The organism is Cytobacillus sp. FSL R7-0696 (assembly GCF_038006865.1).
Classification (GTDB): domain Bacteria; phylum Bacillota; class Bacilli; order Bacillales; family Cytobacillaceae; genus Cytobacillus; species Cytobacillus kochii.
This window is the reverse complement of the sequence record NZ_JBBOWA010000001.1, coordinates 3,826,461-3,853,459: the sequence shown is the minus strand read 5'-3', so window position 1 is coordinate 3,853,459 and position 26,999 is coordinate 3,826,461. Positions and strand designations below refer to the sequence as shown.

The following is a 26,999-nucleotide window of genomic DNA, read 5'->3' as shown; positions in this document are numbered from 1 at the left end:
ATGGAGGTATTCATTTGAAAAATCCTACATTATCCAATTATTGGCTTTCTCCTCACTCTCCCGAATGGTATAGGCAAATAAGCAAGAACGGAAATGCATACATATACCCATGGCAATCTACTATTGATTCACCTATAGCAGAGAATATCTTTGATCAACTTGTCTGTTTACATACACAAGATAAAGTTACCCTTGATTTTGGCTGCGGGGATGGAAGATTCACAAAAAAATATGCTTTATATGCCAAGCAAATGATTGGGGCCGATTCTTCTATGCAATTTATTCAGACGGCAATGAAGACAAAGCCCGAAAATACATCATTTATTGTTGCTCATTCAAAACATGTACTTCCTTTTAAACGAGCATTCTTTGATATTGCCATTATCCGCAAAGGGCCAACATCTATTTATCATCAATTACCTCTTTACGTAAAAGAAGGAGGGCTCATTTTAGGGTTGCACCCTGGTGAAAATGAGGGAAAAGAGTTATCAAACTGGTTTCCTAAACTTTTTCCAAACAACCAACATAACATACCCATTCAACAACATCTCACAAAGATCTTTACAAAGGCTCCTTTCAAGAAATTTGAAATTCACCCGTATCATACGATTGAATATTTACATTCACCGCTTGATCTCATCCACTATCGTTGCTTTGGACAAAAAGAAGAAATCTATCAAGTAGTTAGCTCCGACATACAAGAAATCACTAACATTTTCAAGAAACATCAAACCGTTAAAGGATTACCTATCACTTATGAACGATATATAACAATAGTACAAGTGTAAATCCCTTACAAGTCTATGGATTAAAGTCATTATTAGAATAAATCTGGGCCTACCCTGCATGTAGGTAGACCCAAATTTCATTCTCTTAAGCATAATCATGATTCTTAGTAGTGTGTTCCTTATAACTCTCGCATGTCTTTTATTTTCCATGTTTGTTTGCGGTGGTCATAATTGCTGGGTTCTTCTAAAGACAAGATGGGTAATCTTATATAACACGATGACTAATCTTTGATGAACTTTAAGATCATAAAAGACTAATCAGTACCTTGTTTATACAGCAAGGTATTGATTAGTCTTCTTCTTTAAATATTTCATGTAAATATCGCTCTCTATTTTCCAAGAAGTATTTCGTTATTTGGTAATGATCTGTTTCTTCATACGTTGTTTCCGCAATGCTACCTTCATCGAAATTTAGAATCGTTGCTCCAGGGAAGCCAAGTAGTATCGGAGAATGGGTGGCAATAATTAATTGGCTCTCTTCTGCTGAGACAATATCATGCATGATTCTAAGAAAAGCAAGCTGCCTTGCAGGCGATAATGCCGCTTCAGGTTCATCTAACAAATAGATACCCTCTCCATCAAAACGATTCAGAAAGAGTGATAGAAACGATTCTCCATGTGATTGTGCATGTAATGACTTGCCACCATAACCACTATATCCTGTTGGGCATTCCCGTTCTAATTCATCAATATGTGAAGAAAACTGATAAAAAGATTCGGCTCTTAAGAAAAAGCCATTTGTTAACTTCGGCATCCAAGAAAGCCTAATGTGGGGAGCTAAGGAAGATTCGGAGGCATGTAATTCATAACTATTACTTCTACTCCCTCCAGCCACATTAAAACCGCATTGGTGGGCAATGGCTTCTAATAAGGTTGACTTGCCAGAACCATTATCACCTACAAAGAACGTTACAGGTGACTTAAATTGAATTTCATCCATTGATGCAATCGTGGGAATGGATAAAGGATAGGTATTTTCATGACTACTACTTATTTTCTTTATTTTTCTTAGCAAGGTCTCTCCTCCTGATTTTAGGATGTCTCACCTAAGCATTTACTAAAAATATGTTATTGTCTATGGTATGATAAACATATCTTTCCAGAATCGAAATTTCTCATAAGAAAAAGAAGGTCTGCACATGAACAAAAGCTATTCACTATTGCTAGCAGTTACTATTGCCGTAGCAGGTGGGGGCATTTTCACCCTACTTCATATCCCTGTAAGCTGGCTATTAGGATCCATAACAAGTATGATGCTTTATTCTATACTATCAAAGACGACGTTGTACTGGCCAAAATATTTTAGAAACATCGGGATCTTTATAATTGGATACAGTATGGGCCTTTCATTAACAAAAGAGGCGATGGTGTTCATCTTGCACCAACTACCCTCCATGTTATTTTTAACAGTACTCATTATTGGGTTCAGTTTAATTACTTCATTCTTCATTGCAAAATTAACCGGTATCCATTATCCATCGATATTGCTTGGTAGTATTCCTGGCGGTTTGTCACAAATGCTCGTATTAGCTGAAGAAACAAAAGGAATGAATGTGACTGTTGTTACTTTCTTACAAGTAGTAAGATTAATACTTATTATCTTTTTTGTTCCTTTTCTCATATTTGGTCCGTTCTTCCATAATGGCAGGAATATTTTACCAGATTATGAACATACAGCTAGCTGGCAGCAGTTATTACCTGACATTATTCCATTTATGATTCTATCATTTATTTTAGCTATTATTTTTAAAAAATGGAACGCACCAACCCCATTTCTTCTCGGACCTATTATTGCAACAAGCCTCATGACACTGCTTAATATTAATGGTCCTGCTTTACCTAACAGCTTACTTGAGATTGCACAAGTTTTTATTGGTATTAACATTGGTCTCATGATGCATCCAGAAAAGCTTGAAAACAAATGGAAATTATTAAGTTTAGGTGTATTTAGCAGCGCTTTATTAATCGTCATCTCAATGATTCTAAGCTTTCTTCTTAGTCATTTTTATGAGTTTTCCCTTGCTACAAGCTTCTTAAGTTTATCACCTGGTGGCATGGATCAAATGGCTATTATTGCCCATGAAGTCGACGCACAGTTGGCTGTTGTAACCGGCTATCAACTCTTTCGGGTATTTTTCATCTTCTTTATTGTACCTCCTTGTTTAAAATATCTATTTTTACGATATAAGAGAGTAAAAGGGTAACCAGTTGGTGACCCTTTTTGCCTATCCTAAATGATCTATCCTCACCTCAGGACCATTTACCTATTCCTTCGTAAATCTATTTTTTATCTACAAAATTCATTGTCGAAATAGTCAATTTCGTTATAAAGTGCCTACATTTGTGGAATAACGTCTTGTTTTGATATCTTTTGTCAGCAGGCAGGAAAAGACGGGCTACGATGCGGAATAGCTAATTATACGGAATTTATTATGTAGTTCGGAATCCCCTTCCGAAACATGAAAAATTACACTATGATGAAAGGGAGTTATTCATGAATCAAATTATGCAAGCATATACCATTAATGAAGTATCTAAACAGTTAAATATTCCGCCGGGAACATTAAGACAGTGGGAAAAAGATTTAAAGGATATATTAGTCATTCCCCGATCAAAAAATGGGGCAAGATATTATACAGATGAAGAAATTAGCTTACTAGATACCGTCAAAAAGATGCGTAATCAAAATTTAAGTCAAAAAATGATTCGCAGACTACTTAAGCAACATCTTGATTCAGAGTCAATAGCAGACCAACAAGAGAACCCCTTAGAAACATCATTGAATCCTATCCTACATGAAGCAACAACTGAGCAAGATCATCATCCTCTCAATATCGAACAGCTATCTATGGTCATGACACAATTCCAGGACCATTTATTACAAGAGATCAAGCAAGAATTAAAAACGAACTTTAAAAAAGAAGTTGTAGAAGAAATGAAAATGGAGCTTTCCAAAAATTCGCTTCATACAGTTAAAACCATTTCAGACTCCATCTATAAATCCAACGAGAAGACGAAAGCAGAAATTCAAGAAATGACTGACGAATGGAAGCATGCTTCAAAACAAAGCTCCGGAGCGCTCGAAACCTTGTCAAAAAGAGTTGCGAAACAGTCGAAGCGAACGACAGACCAGATGCACTATATCACGAACAAAATAACCGAATCCTCAGAAGCATCCTCTGAAGAGTTCAAAACAATGATTCATTATATTTCTAGCTCGCAAGAATTAACAGGTACAGAATTTAGCAATGAAATAAATGAATTAAAAGAGAGTATGAATGCAGATCGTGATATTTATGTCGAAACAATGAGAAAAGAACATGAAGAATATTTACATCGATTACGTGAGCGAGAAGACGCATTTCAAGATATGATGCTGTCTTTCCGAGATGCCGCAGCGAGTAAGCAAGAAAAGAAATGGTGGCAAAAGTGGAAAAAATAAATTCGTAGGGGCGAGTATCCCCTCAATATAAAGGGGTCTTTATCAAATGAAAAATCAGCAAAAAGCGCATCATGTGGATGAATTATTAGTTACAATGGACAATGATCATCATCGTGTAGATTTTCGTCTAGATGAACTGGAATCGAAAATGGAGATGTTAAAAAGAAAACTTGAAAAATTTGAACACAAAATGCAAATGCTTAAAGACTAAATACACCTGATAATACCCTCTAAAAGAAGCTGGAAGAGAAGTATTGTATTCTAGCTAAGGATATATCCGAATGATTATGAGCATACAACTTCTAATCATTCGGTTTTTTTGTGTGATTTATATCCTATAGAATAGTGGATGGAGCGGAAGACACTCGACTCCAACGAGAAATAGAAGGAAAGCTGAGACCCCACAGGCAATGCCGAGGAGGCTCAGCTCCCTCCCCGCGGAAAGTGAGTGGCTGTAGTGCAAGAGGACGGACTTTTTTTGCAACTGATTTTTTATAGTTCTTCATTTGTTATTGTTCATCTTTGAGGTTAGGTCATTTAGTTATGTCTCAGCCCTTTTTCTGTTATTCTTCTTAAAAGCGGTCCCATTCCCCGTTTATTCGGTGTATTATCTCTCCATTCAATGACTCCTCCTACTATGAGAAAGCCCAAATATTTTTCTTTAAAACAAAACTATATTTTCATAAACAGATTATGTTATTCTGTAAATAATAGGAAATATATCCTTAGTGGGTAATTATGGATAAGTCAAATGAGTTGTTACCTATGTTTAACGAGACTATAATTTAGGCAATAAAGAGTAGTATCAAGGTTAGAAAGGAATTCTATTTTGAAAAAGATTAGTATATTTTTCTTAATATGTATACTTATTTATATAAGTTGGCCGTCAATTCGTGAAGCTCTAGGGGATAAAACCAGCGAACACTTGAAAGAAATTCAATCAACTATTGAAGAAAAAGATGTTCAAGGCTTTACAGAAGATGCTGTTACTGCTTTTAATCAAATGATTATCAATTTTGAACAATGGATCCAGCCTTCACCTAATGACTCTCCTCCGGCAGAAGAGGAATCAGTCGAGAAGCCCGCATTATCTGAACCTGATAGCCAAACAATTTCAGTCTATAATTTTGAAATCGGTGAGAAGAAAGCGGAAGTTGAGAATACATTAGGATCCCCACAAAGAATTACATCAAATGAATACGGTAGTAAATGGCATGCTTATCATGATAATTATCATCACTTCATCATGATTTCTTACGATGAAAATGAATTAATTAATGGCATCTATACGAATCAAGATTTAATTACTTCTAAAAACGGCTTTCAAATGAATATGACAAAAGAGGAAGTAACAGAGATATTCGGGGAACCGATTAGCGCGATTCGTAAAGGTATAACCAATTATCAATATGCAACCGACAGTAATTATGCACTTTATGAGGTCGATGATAGTTATTTAACGGTTTTCTATGATATTCATGAAAATAACCAAGTAACTGCCATTCAATTAATTGCTAAAGAGCTTGAACTTAATAAAGTTGGATTCTATGGTAAAAAAAGTGCAGCTTTAAAGGAAGGTTTTGAATTCCAGTTATTTGATTTAACAAATGCTGAAAGAGTTAATTATCATTTACCTACACTAACTTGGGATGATCCCGTGAGACAAACAGCTAGAGATCATAGTGCTGATATGGCTGTTAATAATTATTTCGGTCATGATAACTTAAAAGGTGAATCGCCGTTTGACCGGATGAATGCGGATGATATTCTGTTCCGAACAGCAGGCGAAAACTTAGCCTATGGCCAATTTAGTAGTATTTTTGCCCATGAAGGCTTAATGAATTCTGCTGGACATAGGAAAAACATTCTTAAAGAAGATTACCAGCTTCTTGGTGTTGGCGTGGCATTTAATGACGATAACCAGCCTTATTTCACAGAAAATTTTTATACGAAAAGATAAGCATGCAGAACTGCTCTGACATGCTCTTTTTCATACTACAAACCATTTAATATAACTATTCACTCTTAAGACAAACGGTTAAATGAGCTTTGCTTTAATGATCATATCAAATAACATTTTAATAACCGAATCATTCATTTTTAAAGCAGATAATTTCATTCATGTAATAGAAGTTGCTACAATATGTACAGATACTAAAAAGAAAGTAGCTGAAAACGATGTCAACGATAAAATATTCTGTTTTAGATTTAGCACCAGTCCTTGAAGATGGATCACCTAGTGAGTCATTAGCGAACTCGCGCGATTTAGCCAAACATGCAGAAAACTTAGGTTATACGAGATATTGGCTGGCTGAACACCATAATATGCCGGGGATTGCTAGTTCAGCCACATCTATTGTTATAAGTGATATTGCCCGCGCTACCAATACAATTAGAGTAGGATCTGGGGGCATTATGTTACCAAATCACTCTTCTTTAGTGATTGCTGAACAATTCGGTACACTCGAATCACTCTACCCAGGAAGAATTGATTTAGGCCTAGGTCGTGCGCCAGGTACTGACCAACTTACTGCGGCGGCATTAAGAAGGACAAGACGAACAGATGCCGAAGATTTCCCTCAACAAGTGGAAGAATTAAGAACTTACTTTGATCCTTCCCGCTCAGAACAACCATTACCAGTTAGAGCGGTTCCAGGAGAAGGCTTGAATATTCCAATATGGTTACTTGGTTCAAGTGGTTATAGTGCGCAACTTGCTGGTCAGTTAGGTTTGCCCTTCTCTTTTGCTAGCCATTTTTCACCGGACAATACACTACCAGCAATTGATCTATACCACCGGAGCTTTAAACCATCTGATGTATTAAAAGAACCTTATGTAATGGTTGGGGTGAATATCATTGCAGGGGAATCAAACGAAGAAGGACAATACCTAGCAAGTTCTCTTTACCAATCTTTCTTAGGCATGATGCGTAATAAACGTGGAAGGATGTTGCCTCCTGTTGAGAATATGGACGAAGTTTGGACACCTATTGAGAAACAATTATTACAACAACAATTAGGTTCTTCCATTATTGGTGGTCCTGAGAAAGTGAAAGAAAAGCTTGAAATATTCCTTGGCGAAACTGGCGCCAATGAGATCATCGTCAATGCTCAAATCTATGACCATGATAAAAGAAAAGCATCTTATCAGCATGTGGCGAATGTAATGAAGGAAATAAACGCTTAAGAACTTTGATCATCGAAAGCAAACATGAAAACTAGTTTACATGTTTGCTTTCGACCCCATTGTTCTCTTTCATACAGGGTCGTACTTAGAAATCTGCGTTGCTTGGCTTTAGTTATGGTACGGAGCACCCTTCCTCATCCCTCTTTTATCATCTTTAGCTTATTATCCATGTTGGTACAGCTTCAATATTTAAATATGTATATGGGGTGAGAATCTGATTCACTTCCTATTTTCTTCCCTAGAAAGTGAATCAATTTTTGCTTCAGCTAACCGGCGATAAAGATTGCTCATATGGACCAATGAGTTAATCATTAATACCTCTTTCATTTCATTGTTCGGTTGGGAGATTTTTTCATTATAATTTTGAGCCATCGATTTCTCCATCCAGTCAACATTTTCATTAAATTGTTCTTCATTCTCATTTATCATGTCAACATACATATCATAAACGTCTTCTATATTCACCTCTTCTTTTTGTACTTCCTCGTTCAGACTTTCTAACGTTGATTTAATGTCCTGAATCGATAAAATGCCTTTTAGTTGATAAATAAGGCTCATCGTTAATATATGTTCTTTGCTGTAGCGCTTATTTTTAATGGGTGGTAATAGTTTTCCTTTGGCATAATTATTAATCATTGTTTTTGTTAAGATTTTCTCATCTTCATTTCGTTTATAAGAATGGTAGTTTTGTTCAAACAGTTGTATGACTTGATCCATATATAAAGCGATAGACGGAATGTCTTCCATGCGAATCGGCTTTCCTTGTCTGATTCTTTCTTGTTTTTCCATCATTTTATCCCTCATTATTTTTCTTCCTATCATACATCCTATCAATAGAAATGTAAATGTTGACTATATATTATAGTTAGTAGTAATATTATATGTAGTATTAAAAACTACTTATAATATTATTAGGGGTGTTATCATGTCGTTTATAAGAGAACCCATCAATAGCTTAACTCATTTCGTTGGCGCAATATTGTCATTTATAGGTTTACTGGCGTTAATCATCAAAGCATCATTACATAACGGAACAAACATTGCCATATTCTCTGTTACTTTTTTCGGTATTAGTATGATGTTACTTTATCTCGCTTCCTCCACTTATCATGGGGTAAGAGCAAAACATACAGTTATTGCTTTCTTGAGAAAAGTTGACCATTCCATGATTTTCGTGTTAATTGCTGGTTCTTATGCACCTTTCTGTTTAATCGCACTTGATGGCGTATTAGGAATAAGTTTATTTGCTTTCGTTATAACGACATCCATTCTTGGTGTATTATTTAAAATGGTCTGGTTTAGTTGTCCTAGATGGTTATCCACTTTTTTATATATTCTTCTTGGTTGGGTTATCATCATCGCCTTCCTCCCATTAAGTAAAGCATTGAGTACAGCAGGACTCGTATGGTTAATTCAAGGGGGCGTATTTTACACAATCGGTGGCGTTATTTATGCGGTCAAACCTAAATTCATGGAATTTAAACATATGGGGTTTCATGAAATCTTTCATATCTTTATCTTATTAGGAACGCTTTGTCACTTTATTAGCGTATATGGCTACGTTCTTTAATTAATTGAATGGTCATAGGAATATTATGTTTGTGTATAAAATGAAGGGCTAAGTGAGATAGATGTCTATTCTGCTCATTTAGCCCTTCTCTATTCATTATTTAATTAGCTTTTTTAATAGCTTTAATGATTTTTCACTCGGATACCGAAATGGAAAATCCACTTTTGTTGTTTGCTTTAAGACGCTTTTATAATGCGTAAATGCATCAAAACTTGCCCGTCCGTGATAAGATCCAATTCCACTATTGCCTACACCACCAAATGGTAAATGTGGGGAACTTAAATGCATGACTGTATCATTGATACAACCACCACCAAAGGAAATTGATTGCAAGATTTTTTGCTGGACTTTTTTATCATCTGAGAAAAGGTAAAGTGCCAGCGGTTTCGGTTGTTCATTTATTTTGCTAATGACATCATCTAATTCCTTATAACTCAATACTGGAAGAATCGGTCCGAAAATTTCATCTTGCATAATTGGATCTTGCCAATTAATTTCAGTTAAGATGGTCGGTTCGATCAGATGATTTGATTCATCCACTCTCCCCCCATAAAAAGATTGACCATTAGTTAAAAATGTAGCAAGCCTCTTAAAATGCTTCTCATTGACAATCTTTGTGTAAGCCGTATTTTCGATTGCATTCTCTCCATAGAGACTTTCTATCTGAGCTGTAACTTCCTTAAGAAACTTGTCATGAATCTCTTGATGGACATAAACAAAATCGGGTGCTACACATGTTTGTCCAGCATTTAAGAATTTCCCCCATACTAACCTTTTGGCTGCATGGTTCATTTGGGCATCATGATGAATAATTGCTGGACTTTTTCCTCCCAGCTCTAACGTAACAGGTGTTAAATGATTAGCGGCTGCTTTCATTATGTGTCGACCAACTGCTACACTCCCAGTAAAGAAAATATGATCCCAAGATTCTTCTAACAAATTTTCACTAACTTCCACGCCACCTTCCACAACTGTAATATATTCAGCTGGAAAATGCTCCTCAATAAGATGAGCAATTAAACGAGAAGTGTGAGGTGTTAATTCGGAAGGTTTGATGACTGCTGTATTGCCTGCAGCGATTGCACCAATTAATGGCGCAATCGCTAATTGAAAAGGATAGTTCCATGGTGCAATGATTAATGTATTACCATATGGCTCAGGATAAATCATGCTTTTTGAACCGAACGTAGTTAAAGATGATTTTACTTTTGCAGGTCTCGACCACTTTTTCACATGTTTAATTGTAAATTTTATTTCCTCTAGTAAAACAGCAATCTCTGTTAAAAAGGAGTCAAAAAATGATTTCCGTAAGTCTTTTTGCAAAGCCTCCGCTATGCTGTTTTCGTTCTTCTTAATTAAACTTCTTAATGTATATAATGCGTCCAATCGGTATGTAAGTGCTTTTGTTTTACCCGTATGAAAGAATGCTTTTTGCTGTGCTAAAATATTCTTTTCCATGCTCTTCCCTCTTTCTACTTTCAATTTTATATACCTCCTGCAGGAAAATGGTTTTACTCTCTTGAATATATACTAAAAAAATGAGGTGAATCCAATGCGAAAAAAACTGCCATATATGATTCTTCTATTTGCTGTTCTTTATATATTTTTTATACCTGAGGAACCGACAATCCTAAAAATCTTTTTCAAATTAGTACCGATGATTCTTATTATTCTATACACCTATCGCAATCGGCAAGAAACTAAACCTATTCACTACTATTTTATTTTTTCAGGTCTTATTTTTTGTATGTTCGGTGACGGTCTACTCATTTGGTTTGTGGTTGGATTAACCGCATTTTTAATCGGTCATATATTCTATACGATTGGCTTTTTTAAGATTTGGGAATACTCTTTAGCTAGGTTTCTTTCTTTTATTCCTATTCTTGCCTATGGCATCTTTATGAGTTCGGAATTTGTGAAAGCACTTCACAACCGCAATGAAAATGAATTGATTATACCAGTCATCCTCTATATCGCGGTCATATCATTGATGTTTTGGTCTGCTATTATGTCAGGGCAATTATATGCCATCATTGGAAGTTTACTCTTTGTCATTTCTGATAGTGTATTAGCATGGAATAAATTTATTTCTTCCATTCCTTTTTCCGGAAGTATTATTATGATTACCTATTATTTAGCACAATTTTTAATTGCTTTTAGCTTGTTTCATACAGTAAAACAAGTGAAGATACAGAAACCAAATTCACCCATAGCAACAAAAGGATAATTTTTCAAATTTATGTTAAAATAAAGAAATAACCTAAATTGGGCATTAGCATAAAATAACAATAAGCAAATTTATTTCACTCTCCCGTTTAGGCTTAACTAGTTATAATCTATCTTACATTGTAAAAGGAGGATACCAGTATGAACAAGAAACAACATTCTTTTCATTCACAAGATAATGGCGAAAATCATGAAAATGAAATAGAGACAGTTGAGACGGCTGCTGAAAGAATTGAAAGAAAACCAGAATTTGATACGTTCGGGACGGGGTTAAATGGTTACGGAAATTAAGAACAAAAAAATGATGGTGATTCATTTTAATGATGAATCACCATCATTTTTTATGCCGTAACCTCCTCTTGCTCATTACTATCCTGTTTCTTCTTCTTCACTGGCATTAAGCTTCTTTCCAACCAGCCCATTAGAACATCTGCAATTACTGCCATAAATGCTGTTGGAATAGCTCCAGCTAAAATGATTGCCGTTCCGTCTTGCGCATTTGTTCCACGCATAATAATATCACCAAGTCCCCCAGCACCAATAAGAGTACCTATTGTTGCAATACCAATTGTAATGACTAGTGCTGTTCGTAACCCTGCCATAATGACAGAAAGAGAAAGTGGTATTTCTACCATTCTTAATATTTGCCATTTTGTCATACCCATTGCTTTACCTGACTCTATTAAAGTATGATCTACATTCCTAATTCCTGTGTAAGTATTCTTAATAATTGGCAATAAGGAGTAAAGGAATAGTGCAAAAACGACTGTATTTGTTCCAAGGCCCATCACAAGCATTAAAACTGCGAGCATAGCGAGTGCAGGAATCGTTTGAATTACATTGGCTAACGAGAGAACTACACTACTTAAACGTGAATATCTTGCTATTAAGATGCCAACCGGAATACCCACGATCGCTGCGAATAAAACCCCGTAGGCTGACATTAGAAAATGTCTAAAGAACTGTTCCCATACATAAGAACCGTTATTTGTAAAATAAGTAATTAAGTCAGAAAACACATCCATTTATGCCACCCCCTATTCCTTATCACGGAAATAATTATTTTCTTCTAAAAACTCTTCAGCAATGATTGCGGGTTCTCTTAATTCCCCATCTGCTGCATAATTTAATTCTTGCATTTTTTCTGTACTGATTTCTCCAACTAATCTCTCTAATAATGGATCAAGTTCAGGGTATTTCTCTAAAATTTCTTTACTCGCAACAGTAGATGAATCATATGGAGGGAAGAAGTTCTTATCATCTTCTAATACTTTTAAATTAAAGGCTTTTATACGTCCATCCGTCGTGTAAGCTAAAACGACATCCATTTCGCCCGATGCCGCTGCTTGGTAAACAAGTCCAATTTGCATAGGATACACATTCGAAAAATCAAAGCCATATGTTTCAACAAAACCATCATATCCATCTCCTTCACGATTCAACCATGAAGTATCTACACCGAAATTTATTTCATTTGCTAATGCCTCTAAATCAGAGACCGTTTCTAAATCCTCTGCTTTTGCTAATTCATCAGTTACGGTAAAAGCATACGAGTTCTCAAACCCAAATGAATCATACCATTTTTGATTAAATCTCTCGTCAAACTCTTCTTGGACAACTTCCATTGCCTTATCAGGGTCAAGTACTGGCTCCATTCCTAATGGTCCTGCAATATCCGTGCCTGTATAGCGAGTAGCTGATATATCTACATCATTACTCACCATTGCCTGGTGAAGCACAATAGAAGACCCAAGATTATTGACCATGTTTACACTGAGATCGGTTTCTTCTTCAATTAACTGTTTAATGATTTGACCGACAATTTGTGATTCAGAGGTGACCACAGTCCCTACTGAAATAGAATCTTCACTAGATCCGCTTAAACCAGGAAGTGAACAGCCTGATAATAAAAGAGTCATCGTTAACATCATCGTCATGAAAATTTTTTTGCTTTTTATCAAACTAATCACCACCTTATGCTGTTTTTTCTTTGTCACGCATTGATTTAGGCGTAACCTTAAATTCTAATTTTCCAAGTATTAAATCGACTATTAATGCGAGTATGGTGACAGGAATCGCACCTGCAATGATAAACTCAGTTTGATATAAATTTAACCCGCTAAAAATAAAATCACCTAAACCGCCTGCACCAATAAACGCAGCTAATGTAGCCCACCCAATTAAATATACTGTCGATACACGAATACCCGCCATAATAACAGGGATGGACAGTGGTAGTTCAACATATCGAATTCTTTCCCATCCAGTCATGCCCATCCCACGACCAGCTTCTAATAAGCTTTTATTAACATCTTTCACACCTGTATATGTGTTTCTTAAGATAGGCAGGACTGAATAGAAAAATAAAGCAATAATGGCGGGGATTTTACCTATTCCAAGAACAGGAATAAAAAACGCTAAAATTGCGAAACTCGGAATTGTTTGAATCATACCAAGCACTCCCATTACGGGTGATGCCGCTTTATCGAATCTTGTAAGAAGTATACCTAAAGGAACAGCTACAATGACACCAAGAGCTGCAGCAATGACTGATATATATAAATGCTCCCAAGTTTTGATCAATAAATCCGAACCGTTATTATTTAAAAAGTCTATGATGGCACTCATTTATATCTCCCCCTTCTACTGTGCACGTTCTAGCTCTTCGTCTCCCCAAATAGAGTCATAAACGATATCGACTAAACTTGTTCTAGTCACAATACCGACAAGATGTCTTTGCTCATCTACAACCGGCACATATTTAAGCCCTTTCTTTAATATTTGCCTGATCGTATCACGCACAAGCGCATCTTTATACACAGAAAATGTATCAGGGATTAAAATATCGGCTACGTCTTTTGCTTTTTTCCTGTTTTGATCAATGGCTTCCACATCAATATATCCTTCTAAAACTCCTTCTTGATCAATAACCAATAGTGAGTCTACACGATTTGTTTTCATAACAGTTATCGCATTAGATAATTGCTCATCACTTGTAATGGTTACAGGATGCGCATTCATTATTTGCTCAACTGTTGTAATGTTTGGTTTTGCTTGCACTAATCTTTCTTTTCCAATAAATTCTTCAACAAATTCATCGGCAGGTTCACGTAAAATTTCGTCAGGAGTCCCACATTGTACAAGCTGTCCATCACGTAAAATGACAATTCTGTCTGCTAGTTTAAGCGCTTCGTCCATATCATGCGTAACAAAAACGATTGTTTTGTCTAATTTCTTCTGCAAGTTTTTAAATTCATCTTGTAGGGCATCTCTCGTAATTGGATCGAGTGCACCAAATGGTTCATCCATTAAGATTAACGGTTGATCAGCGGCTAACGCTCTCAAGACACCTATACGTTGCTGTTGTCCTCCACTCAATTCATGTGGATATCTCTCTAAATAATCAGGAGTCATATCAACGAGAGAAAGAAGCTCTTCTGCCCGTTTTTTTCTTTTTTCTTCTGGCCATTTTAAAAGTTTAAGCACAAGTGAAATGTTTTCTTGAATAGTCATATGCGGAAATAGACCAATTTGTTGAATGACATAACCGATTTCTCTTCTCAGCTTAACCGGATCTTTCTCCATAATGTCTTCATCATTAATGAAGATTTTGCCTTCTGTTGGTTCGATTAAGCGGTTGATCATTTTCATTGTTGTTGTCTTCCCACAACCACTTGGGCCGATAAATACAATAAATTCACCCTTCTTAAATTCTAAATTTAGATTAGAAACGGCTGTTTTACCGCCTTTATACTTTTTTGATACATGCTCAAATTTCAGCATTTATAACACCCCCATTTTTTCTCTACCACAAACAATACCCAGTTCTCCGTAATATGAATCCTCTTGTCAGACTTTTTACTTACATAACGTAGTATATTATAAACTTCATGAAATAAAAAGTTTACAAAGTGTACATATTTTATAAAAAATAGTTAAAATAAATATTGTATAATGTTTTTACTCGTTATATCTTATAATAGCTACATAATCATACGAATTACTCCCAAAGGTGTGATTATGTAAATTTTTTTCAAATATGGTACATTGTCATTAACTAAATGATCCTTATATTGAAAGGGTGATTGGATTGAGCGAAAGTTTTGATCAAATTGAATCTATTTTCATCGATAAAATAGCGGATAATATGAATACGTATGGTGTTTCCTCAACGGTTGGTAGAGTGTTAGGGATTATTTATATGAACAGAAAACCGATGACACTTAGCGAGTTATCGGAAGCAACGGGCATGAGCAAAACACGAATGAGTCAAGTAGTAAGAGAAATGGTGGAGTTAAATATAGCGGAAAAAGTGTTTGAGAAAGGCATCCGTAAAGACTTATACAACGTGGAACAAGACTATTACCAAACGTTCGTATCACTATTCACTTCCAATTGGCAAAAAGCGATACAAAAGAACAAACAATTTGAAAAGAAAATAAAAGAAGAGCTTCATCTTATCACATCAAAAAAGGAACTTACCGTCGAAGATGAATTAAAGATAAATGAATTATTAGCAGAAGCAAAGGAATGGATGGAATACTACAAATGGCTAGCTAATCTTGTGGAGTTTTTTGAAAGTGGGGAAGTATTTAAACATGTACCGAAGCCATACTAAAGAATTAGCTATAACCGTTCTTAAATATTTATTGTAAAGTTTGTCCTATCTTTTCATATATATAACATATCCAACCGTTCCTAAGGTTAGGAAAAACAATTAAATGGGGATTGTTATATGTTAACTGGACTGATCATCATTTTTTTACTTGTGTTATTTCTGCCCTTTACTTCAAAGGTAGTCGAAGAAAATTTAGAAATATTTCTTTTCTTTATGGGCGTTTTAGCTGTTTTTATTAGCCAAGTCTATACGGAAGCATTATTTTTTAAGGCAGCAATCGCACCAATTAATATCGCAATAGCGGTTTTTATAGCAAGTGTGTTATTCAAGTGGTTTCGACGCGGACTGCAAAATTCAATCGTCTATGTTAGTGAACGTGTGCCCTTTTGGTTTTTTATTTTTTTCACAGTAATCTTTTTAGGACTGATTTCAAGTGTTATAACTGCAATTATTGCCGCACTCATTCTTGTCCTTATTGCTTCTTCACTTCCACTACATAGACAGTCATTAATCATATTTGTTGTTCTTTCCTGTTTTTCTATTGGTCTAGGTGCATCTTTAACACCGATTGGTGAACCACTTTCAACAATCGCTATTAGTAAATTAAATGAAGATTTCTTTTTCCTTATCAATTTAGTTGGTAAAGAGATTCTAATTGCCTTGTTATTCTTCGGTTTACTAGCCGCTATTTTAGTTAAACCACCCAGGCAAACAGATAAATTCAGCAAAATGGTGCAAAACGAGGAAGAAGGCTACGGTGAAATAAGTATTCGTTCTTTAAAAATTTATTTCTTCGTAATGGGGTTAACATTTTTAGGTGCAGGATTTGAACCATTAATTAGCCAATATTTGATTAACCTCTCGCCTTCTGATCTGTACTGGATTAATACATTATCTGCAGTACTTGATAATGCGACATTAGCTGCGGCGGAAATTAGCCCTTCTATGAGTAATCAAACCATACAAGCGATATTACTCGGCCTTTTAATAAGCGGTGGGATGCTTGTTCCGGGCAATATCCCGAATATTATTGCAGCCGGTAAATTAAATATTACGAGTAAAGAATGGGCGAAAATCGGTTTACCTATAGGACTAGTATTCATGCTTGCTTTTTTTATGGTGCTATTGTTTATTCAATAATTAATCTCCTATAGAAAATAGAGACTTTCTTTGACATAAACGATTGACCAGCTGTAGGCTATCTTATTTCACTGATTATTTATATAAACAAAACTTCACATAATAGAGTAATAGCGGAGACAAATTGAATCGTAAATGTCTCCGCTATAACATTTGCAGTTTAATCAATAATGGTCTGATGCTGTATTATTTGACTAAATTTTTTTCGAGGATTATTTTATGTATTCCTATTTCATTTGTATAAGTATGAATAATGTCAAATCCACCTTTTATATTCAAAATCAGCATATTACGCCACTTATTCATCGTTTTTGTCTGAACAATGCGAAAACCATTATCCCTTAAATACTGATGTTGCTTCTTCATTAATATTGATGCAATACCTTGTTTTCTATAATTAGCATCTATTCCACCTAGCCAACTATAAAACTTCGTGCTATCAATTGTATACCCAATCTTATATCCGACTATCTTCTTTCCATCCTTTGCAAGGATAACCAACAATTTAGATTTACTCAGCATGTTGGTAATTAAATTATCAGAGGTTCCAAAAATGTCTTCATGCAGTTTCAAAATGTCATTTAATACATCTGCTTCAGGGATTGTATGGTAAGTAATATATTCATAGCCCATATACCTTTTCTCCTTCTAAACATTTTTAGATTGCTTTTTACCTGCTGTAAAAAGATAAAAGTATCCAACATTACAATGACCAAAATAAATACCTCATTCTCCTTAAACATCAAAGAGAATAAAAAAGAAAAGCTATTTTCCTATAAAAAAAAGCTTTTATGGAAATGTTGATTCACTCCTTATTTAAGCTAAATCAAATAAGGAATGTACAACCGTTTCATTTCTTCCAACGGTCGTTTCAGCTTGGGATAATGAGTTCATAATTGCTTCTTCTGTTACTTCTGCTGCTGCTGCAAACAGCTCATTCATAATCGAATGATCTTCTCTTAAAGTTTTCATTGTATGCAAATAAGATGATTGTTTGTGCTTTATTGTATTTGCAGTAGAAAAAGCAATAACGATATCTCCACTACCATGACTATAATGGCTACCCGTCCTACCCAGTCCAATTCCACATCTTTTAGCAACTCGGTGTAATTGCCTATCACTTAACGGAGCATCTGTTGCTAATACAATCATAATTGATCCGTCAGTTGCTTTATCTAACTCTAAAGGATAATGTAGGTTGTTTTTAAAATAACGATCAAAAGGGAATTCAGGTTTTCCTCCAAAATTACTTAAGACAAGACAACCTACATGAAAGAATTCCCCGTCATTTACTGACAATTTTCTAGAAGAAGTACCAATCCCTCCTTTATAGCCAAAACATACCATTCCCTTTCCTGCACCAACTGCACCTTCTTCCACTGGATTTGTTGAAGCGTGCAAGATGGCTTCTATAGTATCTTTAGGCGTAACAACCATTTCTCTTATTGAATTTAGTAAACCATCATTACACTCTCCGGTGACAATGTTAATCGTCCCTGTTGTATCTCCAATGTCTTTATTTTCTTGTAACATATATTGCAGGGTACCTTGTGTAACGGCCGGGACTGAAAATGTATTGGTTAACATAATGGGTGATTCTATCTGTCCTAATTCATTTACTTGTACCAACCCAGTGGTTTTACCAAAACCATTAATAACATACGATGTGGCCACTACTTTTTCTTTAAATAAATTACCACCATGAGGCAAAATGGCAGTGACACCTGTACAGGCATATCCTGTTTCCGTCTTTTCATCAATGGTTTTATGACCGACTCTCACCCCGGGGACATCAATCAAGCAATTATTTTCCCCTGTCGGTATACTACCAATGATTATTCCTCTTTCTCGTATTTTCAATGCTTTTCTCTCCATTTCTTTCTGTACCAAAAAAGCAACCTTCCTTGAAGAAGGTTGCTTTTTTTTATTCATTCGTTAACTTATTTAATTCATCAGTTAATTCAATAAATCTCTCTTCGTTTCTTTCTTCAAGAGCGTTATCAATTTCTTGGCGGAGCTTTTTCATTCTGAAGTCAAGTATAGCCTTATTTAACACTTGTTCCGCTACGACTGAGTATTGGTTTTCATCGGTTTGGACTGTTGAGTTAAGCGTGTACTTTTCCATTTTGAAATCAACCCCTTGACCTTTTTTCTATTATAACAAAAAATTTCTGATAATTCAAACCTTAAATGAAATTTATCTTATACTCTATTACTAATTGTTGTTAATATAAATATTACCCCGTACTATCTTGATTTAAACCTTTTTAAAATATGTTAATCCACTTCCTTGCAAATATAATTTTCTTTACTATAATGGATATTTAGGGAATCAAAATATATCTATTGGTATATATATTTATAAATGAGGTGGGGTTTTGGATCAATCAACAAATTCATTACAAAAAGAAAGAATTTGGACTAAGGATTTTACATTAATTTGTTTTGCAAACTTCTTTGTATTTTTAGGTTTTCAAATGACATTACCAACATTGCCTTTGTTTGTCGAAGAACTTGGTGGCAATGACCAATTAATTGGGTTAGTCATCGGGATATTTACCTTTTCATCCCTTATTATGCGTCCTTTTGCGGGACATGCGTTAGAATCAAAAGGCAGGCGGTTTGTCTTTCTTATTGGACTAGCTGTATTTGTTCTTTCCGTTGGAGTCATTGGCTTTATAACGAGTATTGCCTTTCTACTTATACTCAGATTAGTACAGGGTTTAGGATGGGGATTCTCTACAACAGCTTCAGGGACAATCGCAACAGATCTTATTCCACAGAAAAGACGTGGCGAAGGGATGGGTTACTTTGGACTATCAGGTAATCTCGCTCTTGCCTTTGGTCCTACTTTAGGATTAGCACTCATTGGCAATATTAGCTTTACTTCTTTATTTCTAATCTGTTCTTTATTAGGACTCGCTGCTTTCATCCTTTCATCATTCATAAAATATAAGCAAGTAGACCATACTGCTAGCGTTGTAGAAAAGAAAAAGTTTGATGTTTACGAGAAATCCGCTCTGCCCCCTTCCATATTAATCTTCTTTGTCACCGTTACATTTGGAGGGATTGCTACATTTCTACCTATCTATTCATTACAAAAAGGAATTGATGGAATTGAATGGTATTTCTTTCTCTATGCTTTAGCGCTACTCATCAGCCGTACTTTTGCAGGTAGAATTTATGATAAAAGAGGGCATCAAGCTGTATTTATTCCAGGTGTGCTCCTTATTATTGCCGCCATGCTTCTACTCGCATGGTTACCGAGTAATGCGATTCTATTTACTGCAGCCATTTTATATGGTTTAGGTTTCGGTACGATTCAACCAGCTTTGCAAGCTTGGTCTGTCAAAGAAGCACCGGTCAATCGTAGAGGAATGGCTAATGCCACGTTCTTTTCTTTTTTTGATTTAGGAATCGGTATTGGATCAATTATGTTTGGACAAATCGCTTTTTACTTAGGATATAGCTCTATCTATATCGTTGCTGCCATTTCAGTTGTTGTTTCTTTATTCATCTATATTGGTATGTTATTACAAATGAGAAAGACCCGCTAACAACCTTGTAAAAAAAAAAATAAGCCTAATAGAAAAGCCCGAAAAGACATTTTTTCATTGTGATTAAAATGTTTTTCGGGTTTTTAATTAAGACTTATACCAATACTACTATCTTCAAGCTTCGAGATTAGACCACCTTCATAGAACTGTCTCTTTTATCTTCACACTGCCTCTTTCCTCACATTCAGTCGATCCTTTTCTTCAACCTTATTTATAATCATCCCAAATAAAGCTGCTAATATTTGCTGAAATAGCATGCCAATAACAACAGGCACGGCCACTGGCGGTGGGAAATAGGCAACAGCTAAGACAGAGCCTGCACTAATGTTTCGCATACCACCATTAAAAGTAATCGCAATCACCGCTTCTCTATTTTTCCCTACTATTTTTCTAGCAATTAAAAAAGCCACTAAGTATCCTGTAAAGGCTATAAAGAAAACGGTGACAACTAATGCTAATAAACGTAAATCAAAGGCTGTCAAGTAGGATGAAACAACGGCACTATTAATCATTACAACAGTCGCCATACCTATTTTAGAAAATGGAGCAAGTCTTGCACTAAGTATGTTTGAAACCTTCTCTTTTGTGATTGAATTAACAACCATGGCCAAAATAGATGGAATGACAATCATCATGATTAATCCACTCACCATGCTTATGACATCCATTTCCACTTTTGCTCCTACTAAGAGCTTTAGTGTAAGTGGCACAAGTATTGGTGATAATAACGTATCAACGAGAATAATCGTTAAAGTTAATGGAATGCTGCCTTTGTAAATGGAAACCCATATCAGGCTTGAGATACCTGTAGGTATTGCCATCATTAAAATTAGACCAGTAATTGTATAAGTATCATTTGGAAAAGTAATATGACCAACAGTAAAGGCCCATAATGGCATAAAAATATGTAGAACAAATAAGACAATAAATAGTGGCAAAGGATGAGTGATGGCTTCTTTCATCGATGTAAAATTTGCTTTCAAACTACCTGCGAATGTCATAAACGCAAAGATCCATGGGATAAGACTATCTAGGTTTTTTAAATAGACAGCAAAGCATATACCCAATATGACACTAGTAGGAGTAATCAAGGGCATCATTTTATCTAGCTGACTGTTTATTTTCGTTAATATCATCCCTCACTCCTTTCTCTTTTTTATACATATATATTTTAACACTTTTTAGCAATGAATTTTTCGATAAAATAAAAACGTAATATTATGCCTATATGAGCACAATATTACGTTTTTCTTGATTATTCACCTAAAACTTCCCGTAAGGTTACATGATAGTCGCCAATTTCGCCTTCACGATACAGATTTGTTACTGATGTATAATATTGAGTTATTGCGGCTTTCATTCTAAGATTATTCGCCGGAACTTGCACATCAAAATTTTCTTCATATAAAAGCACGGCAATATCATGATAGTTCTCACTCGTTACTTTAAAGTCAATGGCAATTTGTTTTAAACCATTTACTAAGGTTTCCTTATATTGATTAATAGGTAATGTATAATTGTTTAATTGTATCTCTTGAACCATTATCATCTGCTCCTTTCTTACAAATTTTATTCTAGCAAATAATGAGCGGAGGTTATATTGATTTGCTTACTAAATAACAATGATACAACCTACATAGAAAAATGAATGATGAGAAATATATTTTCATAACAAATAAAAAAAATAGCTAATGACTTCTTAACACCGTTCATACATACATCTATGGAAAAAAGCACTGGTTGCTATAAATGGCAAGCCAGTGCAGCATATAATTAAAGTTGGTTCATTTGCTCTGTTAATGTATCAACTAAAAGAGTGATATCACTATCAGTTATATTTAACGGTGGGGCAAGTGTAATAATATTATTATATCCAGCAACAGTTGCTCCGTTTTTACCTATTAGTACACCTTTCTCCTTACATCCGGAAATGATCTTATTCACATACTCCACAGCTAGCGGTTCCTTCGTCGCCTGATCCGCTACTAACTCAATACCTATTAATAATCCTTTTCCTCTCACATCCCCTACATAAGGGTGATGTTGCAGCTTTTGCAGTAATGTCCTCTTTAGCGCTTCACCGGCTGTTTTCGACCGTTCGTACAGCTTCTCATCTTCCATAATCTCTAGGTTTTTCAATGCTAAAGCGCAAGCAGCAGGGTTTCCTCCAAAAGTATTCACATGGCGAAAGTAATCATATTCTTCTGTTCCTTTGAAATAATCATAGATTTCTTTTTTCACAGCGGTAGCTGACAAAGGTAAATATGCACTTGTTATCCCTTTGGCCATCGTAATAATATCTGGTGAGACCTCATAATTCATAAATCCAAACGGTTCACCCGTGCGACCAAAGCCATTAATAACTTCATCACTAATGAGCAATGCCCCGTGCTTCTCACAAACCTCTTTTACTCCTTTCATATAGTTTTCTGGTGGCATAATAACCCCGCCACCTGTAATAATTGGTTCCATTATGACAGCTGCAACGGTCTCGCTTAGCTCCCACGTCATTACTTTATCTATTTCCTGTACTGATTGAAGCTTGGTAGATGCCAAGGTTTCATCTTCCGGTTGGCGATACATATCAGGTGGTGCGACATGAATAAAGCCCGGTGCGAGCGGTTCATATTTATATTTTCTTTGCGCCTGCCCTGTTGCTGCAAGTGTTGCCATCGTATTCCCATGATACCCACGATACCTAGAAATAATTTTGTAGCGTTCATGTTCTCCCTTTTGCTTATAATACTGTCTAACGATTTTAAATGCGGTTTCATTCGCCTCTGAACCACTATTTGAAAAGAAGAATACATAGCCGCCACCGAGCATTTCATTTAGTTTTTCAGCTAATTTTATCGCTGGTGTATGGCTTTGTGATAAAGGAAAATAACTCATCTCTTTTAATTGTTCGTATGCTGCCTCTGCGAGCTCTTTTCTACCATAGCCTGCATTTACACACCATAAACCTGCCATTGCATCTAAATAGCGATTACCTTCATGATCAGTAACCCAAGCACCATCTGCTTTTTCCGCTATAATTGTGCTATTAGGGCTAAATGGTTTCATCGCGTGCCAAACAACCTCTGCATCTTTCTTAAGCAACCCTTTCTCTTCCTTAATTTCAGCCATGCACTTTTCCTCCTTATTAATTATCAAAACGTGAGGTAATCATCTTCTTCCGGGTATAAAAATTAACACCATCTTTCCCGTTTACATGCAAATCACCATAAAACGAATCCTTCCACCCAGAGAAAGGAAAAAAGGCCATTGTTGCTGGGACACCAATATTGATCCCTAACATACCTGCATCCGCTTCTTCTCTGAACTGACGGACAGCACGCGCATCTTTCGTATAAATCGTTGCGCCATTTCCATATCTTGATTGACTAATATAAGCTAATCCCTCATCTAAATCTTTCGCTCGCAATAAACTTAGCACTGGGGCAAATATCTCATCCTTCGCAATGGTCATATCAGGTGTGACTTGATCAAAAATTGTCGGACCTAAAAATGTGCCGTTTTTCATTTCAGTCATAACAGCTCTACCATCACGTAACAGCTCTGCTCCTTCTTCAATGCCTTTCTCAATATATCCTAAAACTTTCTGACGATGAGAATCTCTTATAACTGGTGTTAGCAGGACTTCTTCATTAGAGCCTTCACCAATAATTAATTCATCTGCTGCTTGTGAAAGCTTTTCCACAAACTCAGATCCATCACCTACCACAACAACTGCACTACAAGCCATACAACGCTGACCAGCACTGCCAAATGTGGAGCTTATAATATGACTAATCGCTTTCTCCATATCCGCATCTGGCATAACAATATGATGATTCTTCGCTCCTGATAATGCTTGCACTCTTTTACCGTAAGAAGCCGCTTTTTCATAGACATATTTCGCAACCGGTTGAGAACCAACAAATGAAATTGCCTTAACGAGGGGATGTTCCAGTAAGCCATTAACTACATCATGCGCACCGTGAACAACATTTAAGACGCCAGCTGGTGCACCAGCTTCCATAAACAACTTCGTCAACTCATTAGATAAAATAGGCGTTCTCTCTGATGGCTTGAGAACAAAAGTATTGCCACATGCAATGGCAAGTGGAAACATCCACAAAGGAACCATCATGGGGAAATTAAATGGTGTTATACCAGCGACAACTCCATGTGGGTAACGAAACATTTGTGAATCGATGTCTTCTGCAATCGTCGACAAAGTTTCTCCCATCATTAGTGTTGGGGCTCCAGCGGCAAATTCCACACATTCAATTCCTCTTTGCACTTCCCCATATGCTTCTTTATATGCTTTACCATTCTCTTCTACGATTAATTTTGCTAATCTTTCATGGTTTTCCGTTAACAAATGATGATATTTATAGAGAATTCTCGCTCTTTTTGGAACCGGTGTTTTTTTCCAAGTTTGAAAAGCATTTGCTGCTGCCTTTACTGCTTGATCAACATCTGATTTCGTGGATATAGGTACCTTTGCAATAATTGCCCCAGTTGCTGGGTTAGGCACCTCCATTGTTTCTGTAGATTGTGAAGGTACCCATTGGCCATTAATAAAATTCTGTAAAGTTTTCGTTCCCTGTTCAATTACGCTCATCATCAAACCTCCTATTAAAGATTGATTATTCTGATTTCATTATCTCTTATTTACTAGCTCCTTTTCATTAGACATACTGTAAAAAGGATAACGGTCATTCATAAACAAACGGTCTATATGAAATAGGGGTAATCTCGAAATCAGTGTCTCAAAGGAAATCGTAACAAGCAAAATAAACCGACTACTAGAGACGGTTCATTCCTTTTTACTTTATTTGTTTTAAATCCATTGGTCGCTGGATAAAATCATAGCTTAATAGCATAAATTCCAATGCCAATCTTTTCTCATGACTCATAAAGTCGGAGCCTAATAACTGCTCAATTTTTTCCAACCGATGATATAATGTTTGTCTAACAATATATAATTTTTGTGCCGTATCTTTTTTTGAGCCATTACAAATTAAGTACATTTTTAATGTTTCCATTAACTTTGATTGATGTGCGGTATCATATTCAACAATCGGCCCTAAATATTCTTCGATCATTCCTTGTAAATTCATGTGTCTACTGGCAACTGAGATAATACGAAATATATGTAAGTCATCATAAAACATACTTGAATACGAACGATGATAAAATTGTTGATTCACTTGGATTGTTTCTAATGCCGTTTGATAACTCTCATGCACGGCATTTAAATCAGAAACATATTTTCCAATTCCAAAATTAAAAGTCGTGTCTGATTGCATATCCGAAAATAATTGCTTCATTTTTTCAATTGCTTGCACTACTCTCCTCTTCCAATCAGATAATCCTCTTTCATTAAATAATATAAATACAATTGCTTTGTGCTTCTCAACAGCTAAGAGGGAAAAACCTTTTTGTTCTAATATGGAGCGAAAATACAACTTGAAATAGGTTAAATTTTCTAACTTTTCCACTTGATAGACACATACAACCGCCCCTCGAGGTGCTTTCGGTAAATAGGCAGATACATGGTTTAGTAATGAAGGCGTCGTTTCCTTACCTTCTAACCAAGAATTTACCCACTCACTTTCTTCTAATCTTCTTTTTTCTTCTACATATAATTCACGAATAAAGAATTGTGCTAAAGCGTTAGCTGTTCTGTCTACAATTAGCTGATCATATTCTGTTAGTTGATGAGATGAAGAAATGATGATAAGTTCAGCAAATTTCTCACCTAAAAGTTCAATAGTAGCTCTTACGACAAAACGAGAGGGTTCTTGTTGGGCTTGCACCTTCTTTAGGATATTTTCTCTTTTTATTTCCGGTAGTACAGGATAAAACTTCGCACTTTCATCTTGAAATAATAATAGAATTTGCACTTGTAATTCTTCATAAATGACCTTCAAAAGTTCATCATAATGATTAATAGAAAGTAGTTTCTTATTTAAGATATGAGAGATTTTTTCTAAATTTGCTAACATATCATATTGCTGATTAATTAAAGATGTATGAATGTCTTGCGTGATTTCCACGAAAGGAACTTCCTTTAATATGAGTATAATGGGGAAATTCGCTTTGTTTGCCATAGAGATGATTTCATGAGGTATGCCCTTCGTATAAGTGCCATATTCAATACATAAGCCTGCTGCATTCGACTTAATTAACTGTTGTACAATTGAGATAAATAATTCCTTTCTCTCTCGCCATGCAACAGCGGTTGAAAGGATTAATTCATTTCCTTTTAAGAGATTCCCTATTTTTGTTACCTCAACAATATGAACCCACTTCACTTGATCTACTAACCCATCTTTCCCTGCAACTATTTCTATTTGATCGAAATGCTTTCTTTGCAAGATATCATTGACGGTTAAATAGGATTTCATTCTCGCCCTCCTAAATTCTGAATATATAGAATATTAATGGATAACTAGACAAATTGTCAAATATAATAGAAATA

27 protein-coding genes are annotated in these 26,999 nt (G+C 35.6%); 12 read left to right on the top strand and 15 right to left on the bottom strand.

What is annotated here, in order from left to right; all coding sequences use genetic code 11:
* Positions 1 to 14: 14 nt before the first annotated feature.
* Positions 15 to 788 (top strand): methyltransferase domain-containing protein, encoded by a 774-nt coding sequence (locus MKX29_RS19745; protein ID WP_224938353.1) that lies wholly within the window; start codon positions 15 to 17, stop codon positions 786 to 788.
* Positions 789 to 1,077: 289 nt separating this feature from the next.
* Here MKX29_RS19745 and MKX29_RS19740 read toward each other — a convergent pair whose 3' ends face one another.
* The gene (locus tag MKX29_RS19740; RefSeq protein ID WP_224938500.1) at positions 1,078 to 1,728 is read right to left on the bottom strand and encodes an AAA family ATPase; all 651 of its coding nucleotides are present in this window, start codon (positions 1,726 to 1,728) and stop codon (positions 1,078 to 1,080) included.
* 199 nt (positions 1,729 to 1,927) lie between these two features.
* Between MKX29_RS19740 and MKX29_RS19735 the strand changes: the two genes are divergently transcribed.
* From MKX29_RS19735 to MKX29_RS19715, 5 genes are all read left to right on the top strand, one after another.
* Entirely contained in the window at positions 1,928 to 2,992 is a 1,065-nt protein-coding gene (locus tag MKX29_RS19735) for an AbrB family transcriptional regulator (RefSeq protein WP_341107225.1), read from the top strand.
* 290 nt (positions 2,993 to 3,282) lie between these two features.
* The gene (locus MKX29_RS19730; protein ID WP_224938355.1) at positions 3,283 to 4,230 is read left to right on the top strand and encodes a MerR family transcriptional regulator; all 948 of its coding nucleotides are present in this window, start codon (positions 3,283 to 3,285) and stop codon (positions 4,228 to 4,230) included.
* Between the two features lie 46 nt (positions 4,231 to 4,276).
* Complete coding sequence (locus MKX29_RS19725; RefSeq protein ID WP_224938356.1) at positions 4,277 to 4,441, top strand: hypothetical protein; 165 nt, start codon at positions 4,277 to 4,279, stop codon at positions 4,439 to 4,441.
* A gap of 618 nt (positions 4,442 to 5,059) precedes the next feature.
* The gene (locus MKX29_RS19720; protein ID WP_341107223.1) at positions 5,060 to 6,190 is read left to right on the top strand and encodes a CAP domain-containing protein; all 1,131 of its coding nucleotides are present in this window, start codon (positions 5,060 to 5,062) and stop codon (positions 6,188 to 6,190) included.
* 218 nt (positions 6,191 to 6,408) lie between these two features.
* Positions 6,409 to 7,416, top strand: a complete 1,008-nt coding sequence (locus MKX29_RS19715; protein ID WP_281202576.1) for an LLM class flavin-dependent oxidoreductase — start codon at positions 6,409 to 6,411, stop codon at positions 7,414 to 7,416.
* 219 nt (positions 7,417 to 7,635) lie between these two features.
* Here MKX29_RS19715 and MKX29_RS19710 read toward each other — a convergent pair whose 3' ends face one another.
* The gene (locus tag MKX29_RS19710; RefSeq protein ID WP_281202575.1) at positions 7,636 to 8,208 is read right to left on the bottom strand and encodes a DUF1836 domain-containing protein; all 573 of its coding nucleotides are present in this window, start codon (positions 8,206 to 8,208) and stop codon (positions 7,636 to 7,638) included.
* Between the two features lie 130 nt (positions 8,209 to 8,338).
* On the opposite strand from MKX29_RS19710, the gene trhA reads away from it, so the two are divergent.
* Entirely contained in the window at positions 8,339 to 8,986 is a 648-nt protein-coding gene (gene trhA / locus MKX29_RS19705; protein ID WP_095373078.1) for a PAQR family membrane homeostasis protein TrhA, read from the top strand.
* A gap of 96 nt (positions 8,987 to 9,082) precedes the next feature.
* Here trhA and MKX29_RS19700 read toward each other — a convergent pair whose 3' ends face one another.
* Positions 9,083 to 10,513: an aldehyde dehydrogenase gene (locus tag MKX29_RS19700; protein WP_341108316.1), complete on the bottom strand. Its 1,431-nt coding sequence runs from the start codon at positions 10,511 to 10,513 to the stop codon at positions 9,083 to 9,085.
* Positions 10,514 to 10,538: 25 nt separating this feature from the next.
* On the opposite strand from MKX29_RS19700, the gene MKX29_RS19695 reads away from it, so the two are divergent.
* Together MKX29_RS19695 and MKX29_RS19690 are read left to right on the top strand one after the other, a co-directional pair.
* Positions 10,539 to 11,213, top strand: coding sequence for a lysoplasmalogenase (locus MKX29_RS19695; protein ID WP_289433910.1), 675 nt, complete (start codon positions 10,539 to 10,541; stop codon positions 11,211 to 11,213).
* Positions 11,214 to 11,353: 140 nt separating this feature from the next.
* A complete protein-coding gene (locus MKX29_RS19690) occupies positions 11,354 to 11,503 on the top strand; it encodes a hypothetical protein (RefSeq protein ID WP_251161736.1) in 150 nt (49 codons plus the stop codon).
* Between the two features lie 50 nt (positions 11,504 to 11,553).
* Here the strand turns inward: MKX29_RS19690 and MKX29_RS19685 are convergent, their stop codons facing one another.
* Genes MKX29_RS19685 through MKX29_RS19670 form a run of 4 tightly spaced genes read right to left on the bottom strand, consistent with a single transcriptional unit; the run spans position 11,554 to position 14,995 of the window.
* Positions 11,554 to 12,237 carry an ABC transporter permease gene (locus MKX29_RS19685; protein WP_341107218.1) on the bottom strand — a complete coding sequence of 228 codons (684 nt, stop codon included), beginning with the start codon at positions 12,235 to 12,237 and terminating at the stop codon, positions 11,554 to 11,556.
* Positions 12,238 to 12,249: 12 nt separating this feature from the next.
* Positions 12,250 to 13,170 carry an osmoprotectant ABC transporter substrate-binding protein gene (locus MKX29_RS19680; RefSeq protein WP_373370915.1) on the bottom strand — a complete coding sequence of 307 codons (921 nt, stop codon included), beginning with the start codon at positions 13,168 to 13,170 and terminating at the stop codon, positions 12,250 to 12,252.
* Positions 13,171 to 13,186: 16 nt separating this feature from the next.
* The gene (locus MKX29_RS19675) at positions 13,187 to 13,840 is read right to left on the bottom strand and encodes an ABC transporter permease (protein ID WP_224938364.1); all 654 of its coding nucleotides are present in this window, start codon (positions 13,838 to 13,840) and stop codon (positions 13,187 to 13,189) included.
* Between the two features lie 15 nt (positions 13,841 to 13,855).
* Positions 13,856 to 14,995, bottom strand: a complete 1,140-nt coding sequence (locus MKX29_RS19670; protein ID WP_281202574.1) for a betaine/proline/choline family ABC transporter ATP-binding protein — start codon at positions 14,993 to 14,995, stop codon at positions 13,856 to 13,858.
* Between the two features lie 307 nt (positions 14,996 to 15,302).
* On the opposite strand from MKX29_RS19670, the gene MKX29_RS19665 reads away from it, so the two are divergent.
* Together MKX29_RS19665 and MKX29_RS19660 are read left to right on the top strand one after the other, a co-directional pair.
* On the top strand, positions 15,303 to 15,830 hold the full coding sequence (locus MKX29_RS19665; protein WP_224938366.1) for a GbsR/MarR family transcriptional regulator: 528 nt from the start codon (positions 15,303 to 15,305) through the stop codon (positions 15,828 to 15,830).
* Between the two features lie 117 nt (positions 15,831 to 15,947).
* Positions 15,948 to 16,970: a DUF1646 family protein gene (locus MKX29_RS19660; RefSeq protein ID WP_341107216.1), complete on the top strand. Its 1,023-nt coding sequence runs from the start codon at positions 15,948 to 15,950 to the stop codon at positions 16,968 to 16,970.
* 186 nt (positions 16,971 to 17,156) lie between these two features.
* Here MKX29_RS19660 and MKX29_RS19655 read toward each other — a convergent pair whose 3' ends face one another.
* From MKX29_RS19655 to MKX29_RS19645, 3 genes are all read right to left on the bottom strand, one after another.
* Entirely contained in the window at positions 17,157 to 17,603 is a 447-nt protein-coding gene (locus tag MKX29_RS19655; RefSeq protein ID WP_341107214.1) for a GNAT family N-acetyltransferase, read from the bottom strand.
* Positions 17,604 to 17,786: 183 nt separating this feature from the next.
* Positions 17,787 to 18,845 carry a DmpA family aminopeptidase gene (locus MKX29_RS19650; protein ID WP_341052761.1) on the bottom strand — a complete coding sequence of 353 codons (1,059 nt, stop codon included), beginning with the start codon at positions 18,843 to 18,845 and terminating at the stop codon, positions 17,787 to 17,789.
* Positions 18,846 to 18,894: 49 nt separating this feature from the next.
* On the bottom strand, positions 18,895 to 19,095 hold the full coding sequence (locus MKX29_RS19645) for an IDEAL domain-containing protein (protein ID WP_224938368.1): 201 nt from the start codon (positions 19,093 to 19,095) through the stop codon (positions 18,895 to 18,897).
* 253 nt (positions 19,096 to 19,348) lie between these two features.
* Here MKX29_RS19645 and MKX29_RS19640 point away from each other — a divergent pair, with 253 nt between their 5' ends.
* Positions 19,349 to 20,527, top strand: a complete 1,179-nt coding sequence (locus MKX29_RS19640; RefSeq protein WP_224938369.1) for an MFS transporter — start codon at positions 19,349 to 19,351, stop codon at positions 20,525 to 20,527.
* 161 nt (positions 20,528 to 20,688) lie between these two features.
* Here MKX29_RS19640 and MKX29_RS19635 read toward each other — a convergent pair whose 3' ends face one another.
* The 5 genes from MKX29_RS19635 to MKX29_RS19615 form a co-directional block, all read right to left on the bottom strand.
* A complete protein-coding gene (locus MKX29_RS19635; RefSeq protein WP_281202571.1) occupies positions 20,689 to 21,663 on the bottom strand; it encodes a bile acid:sodium symporter family protein in 975 nt (324 codons plus the stop codon).
* A 119-nt stretch (positions 21,664 to 21,782) separates the two neighbouring features.
* Complete coding sequence (locus tag MKX29_RS19630; protein ID WP_224938371.1) at positions 21,783 to 22,070, bottom strand: DUF3219 family protein; 288 nt, start codon at positions 22,068 to 22,070, stop codon at positions 21,783 to 21,785.
* 230 nt (positions 22,071 to 22,300) lie between these two features.
* Positions 22,301 to 23,653, bottom strand: coding sequence for an aspartate aminotransferase family protein (locus MKX29_RS19625; RefSeq protein ID WP_251161740.1), 1,353 nt, complete (start codon positions 23,651 to 23,653; stop codon positions 22,301 to 22,303).
* 16 nt (positions 23,654 to 23,669) lie between these two features.
* Positions 23,670 to 25,136: a CoA-acylating methylmalonate-semialdehyde dehydrogenase gene (locus MKX29_RS19620; RefSeq protein WP_341107210.1), complete on the bottom strand. Its 1,467-nt coding sequence runs from the start codon at positions 25,134 to 25,136 to the stop codon at positions 23,670 to 23,672.
* A 205-nt stretch (positions 25,137 to 25,341) separates the two neighbouring features.
* Positions 25,342 to 26,925: a PucR family transcriptional regulator gene (locus MKX29_RS19615; RefSeq protein ID WP_224938374.1), complete on the bottom strand. Its 1,584-nt coding sequence runs from the start codon at positions 26,923 to 26,925 to the stop codon at positions 25,342 to 25,344.
* Between the last annotated feature and the right edge of the window lie 74 nt (positions 26,926 to 26,999).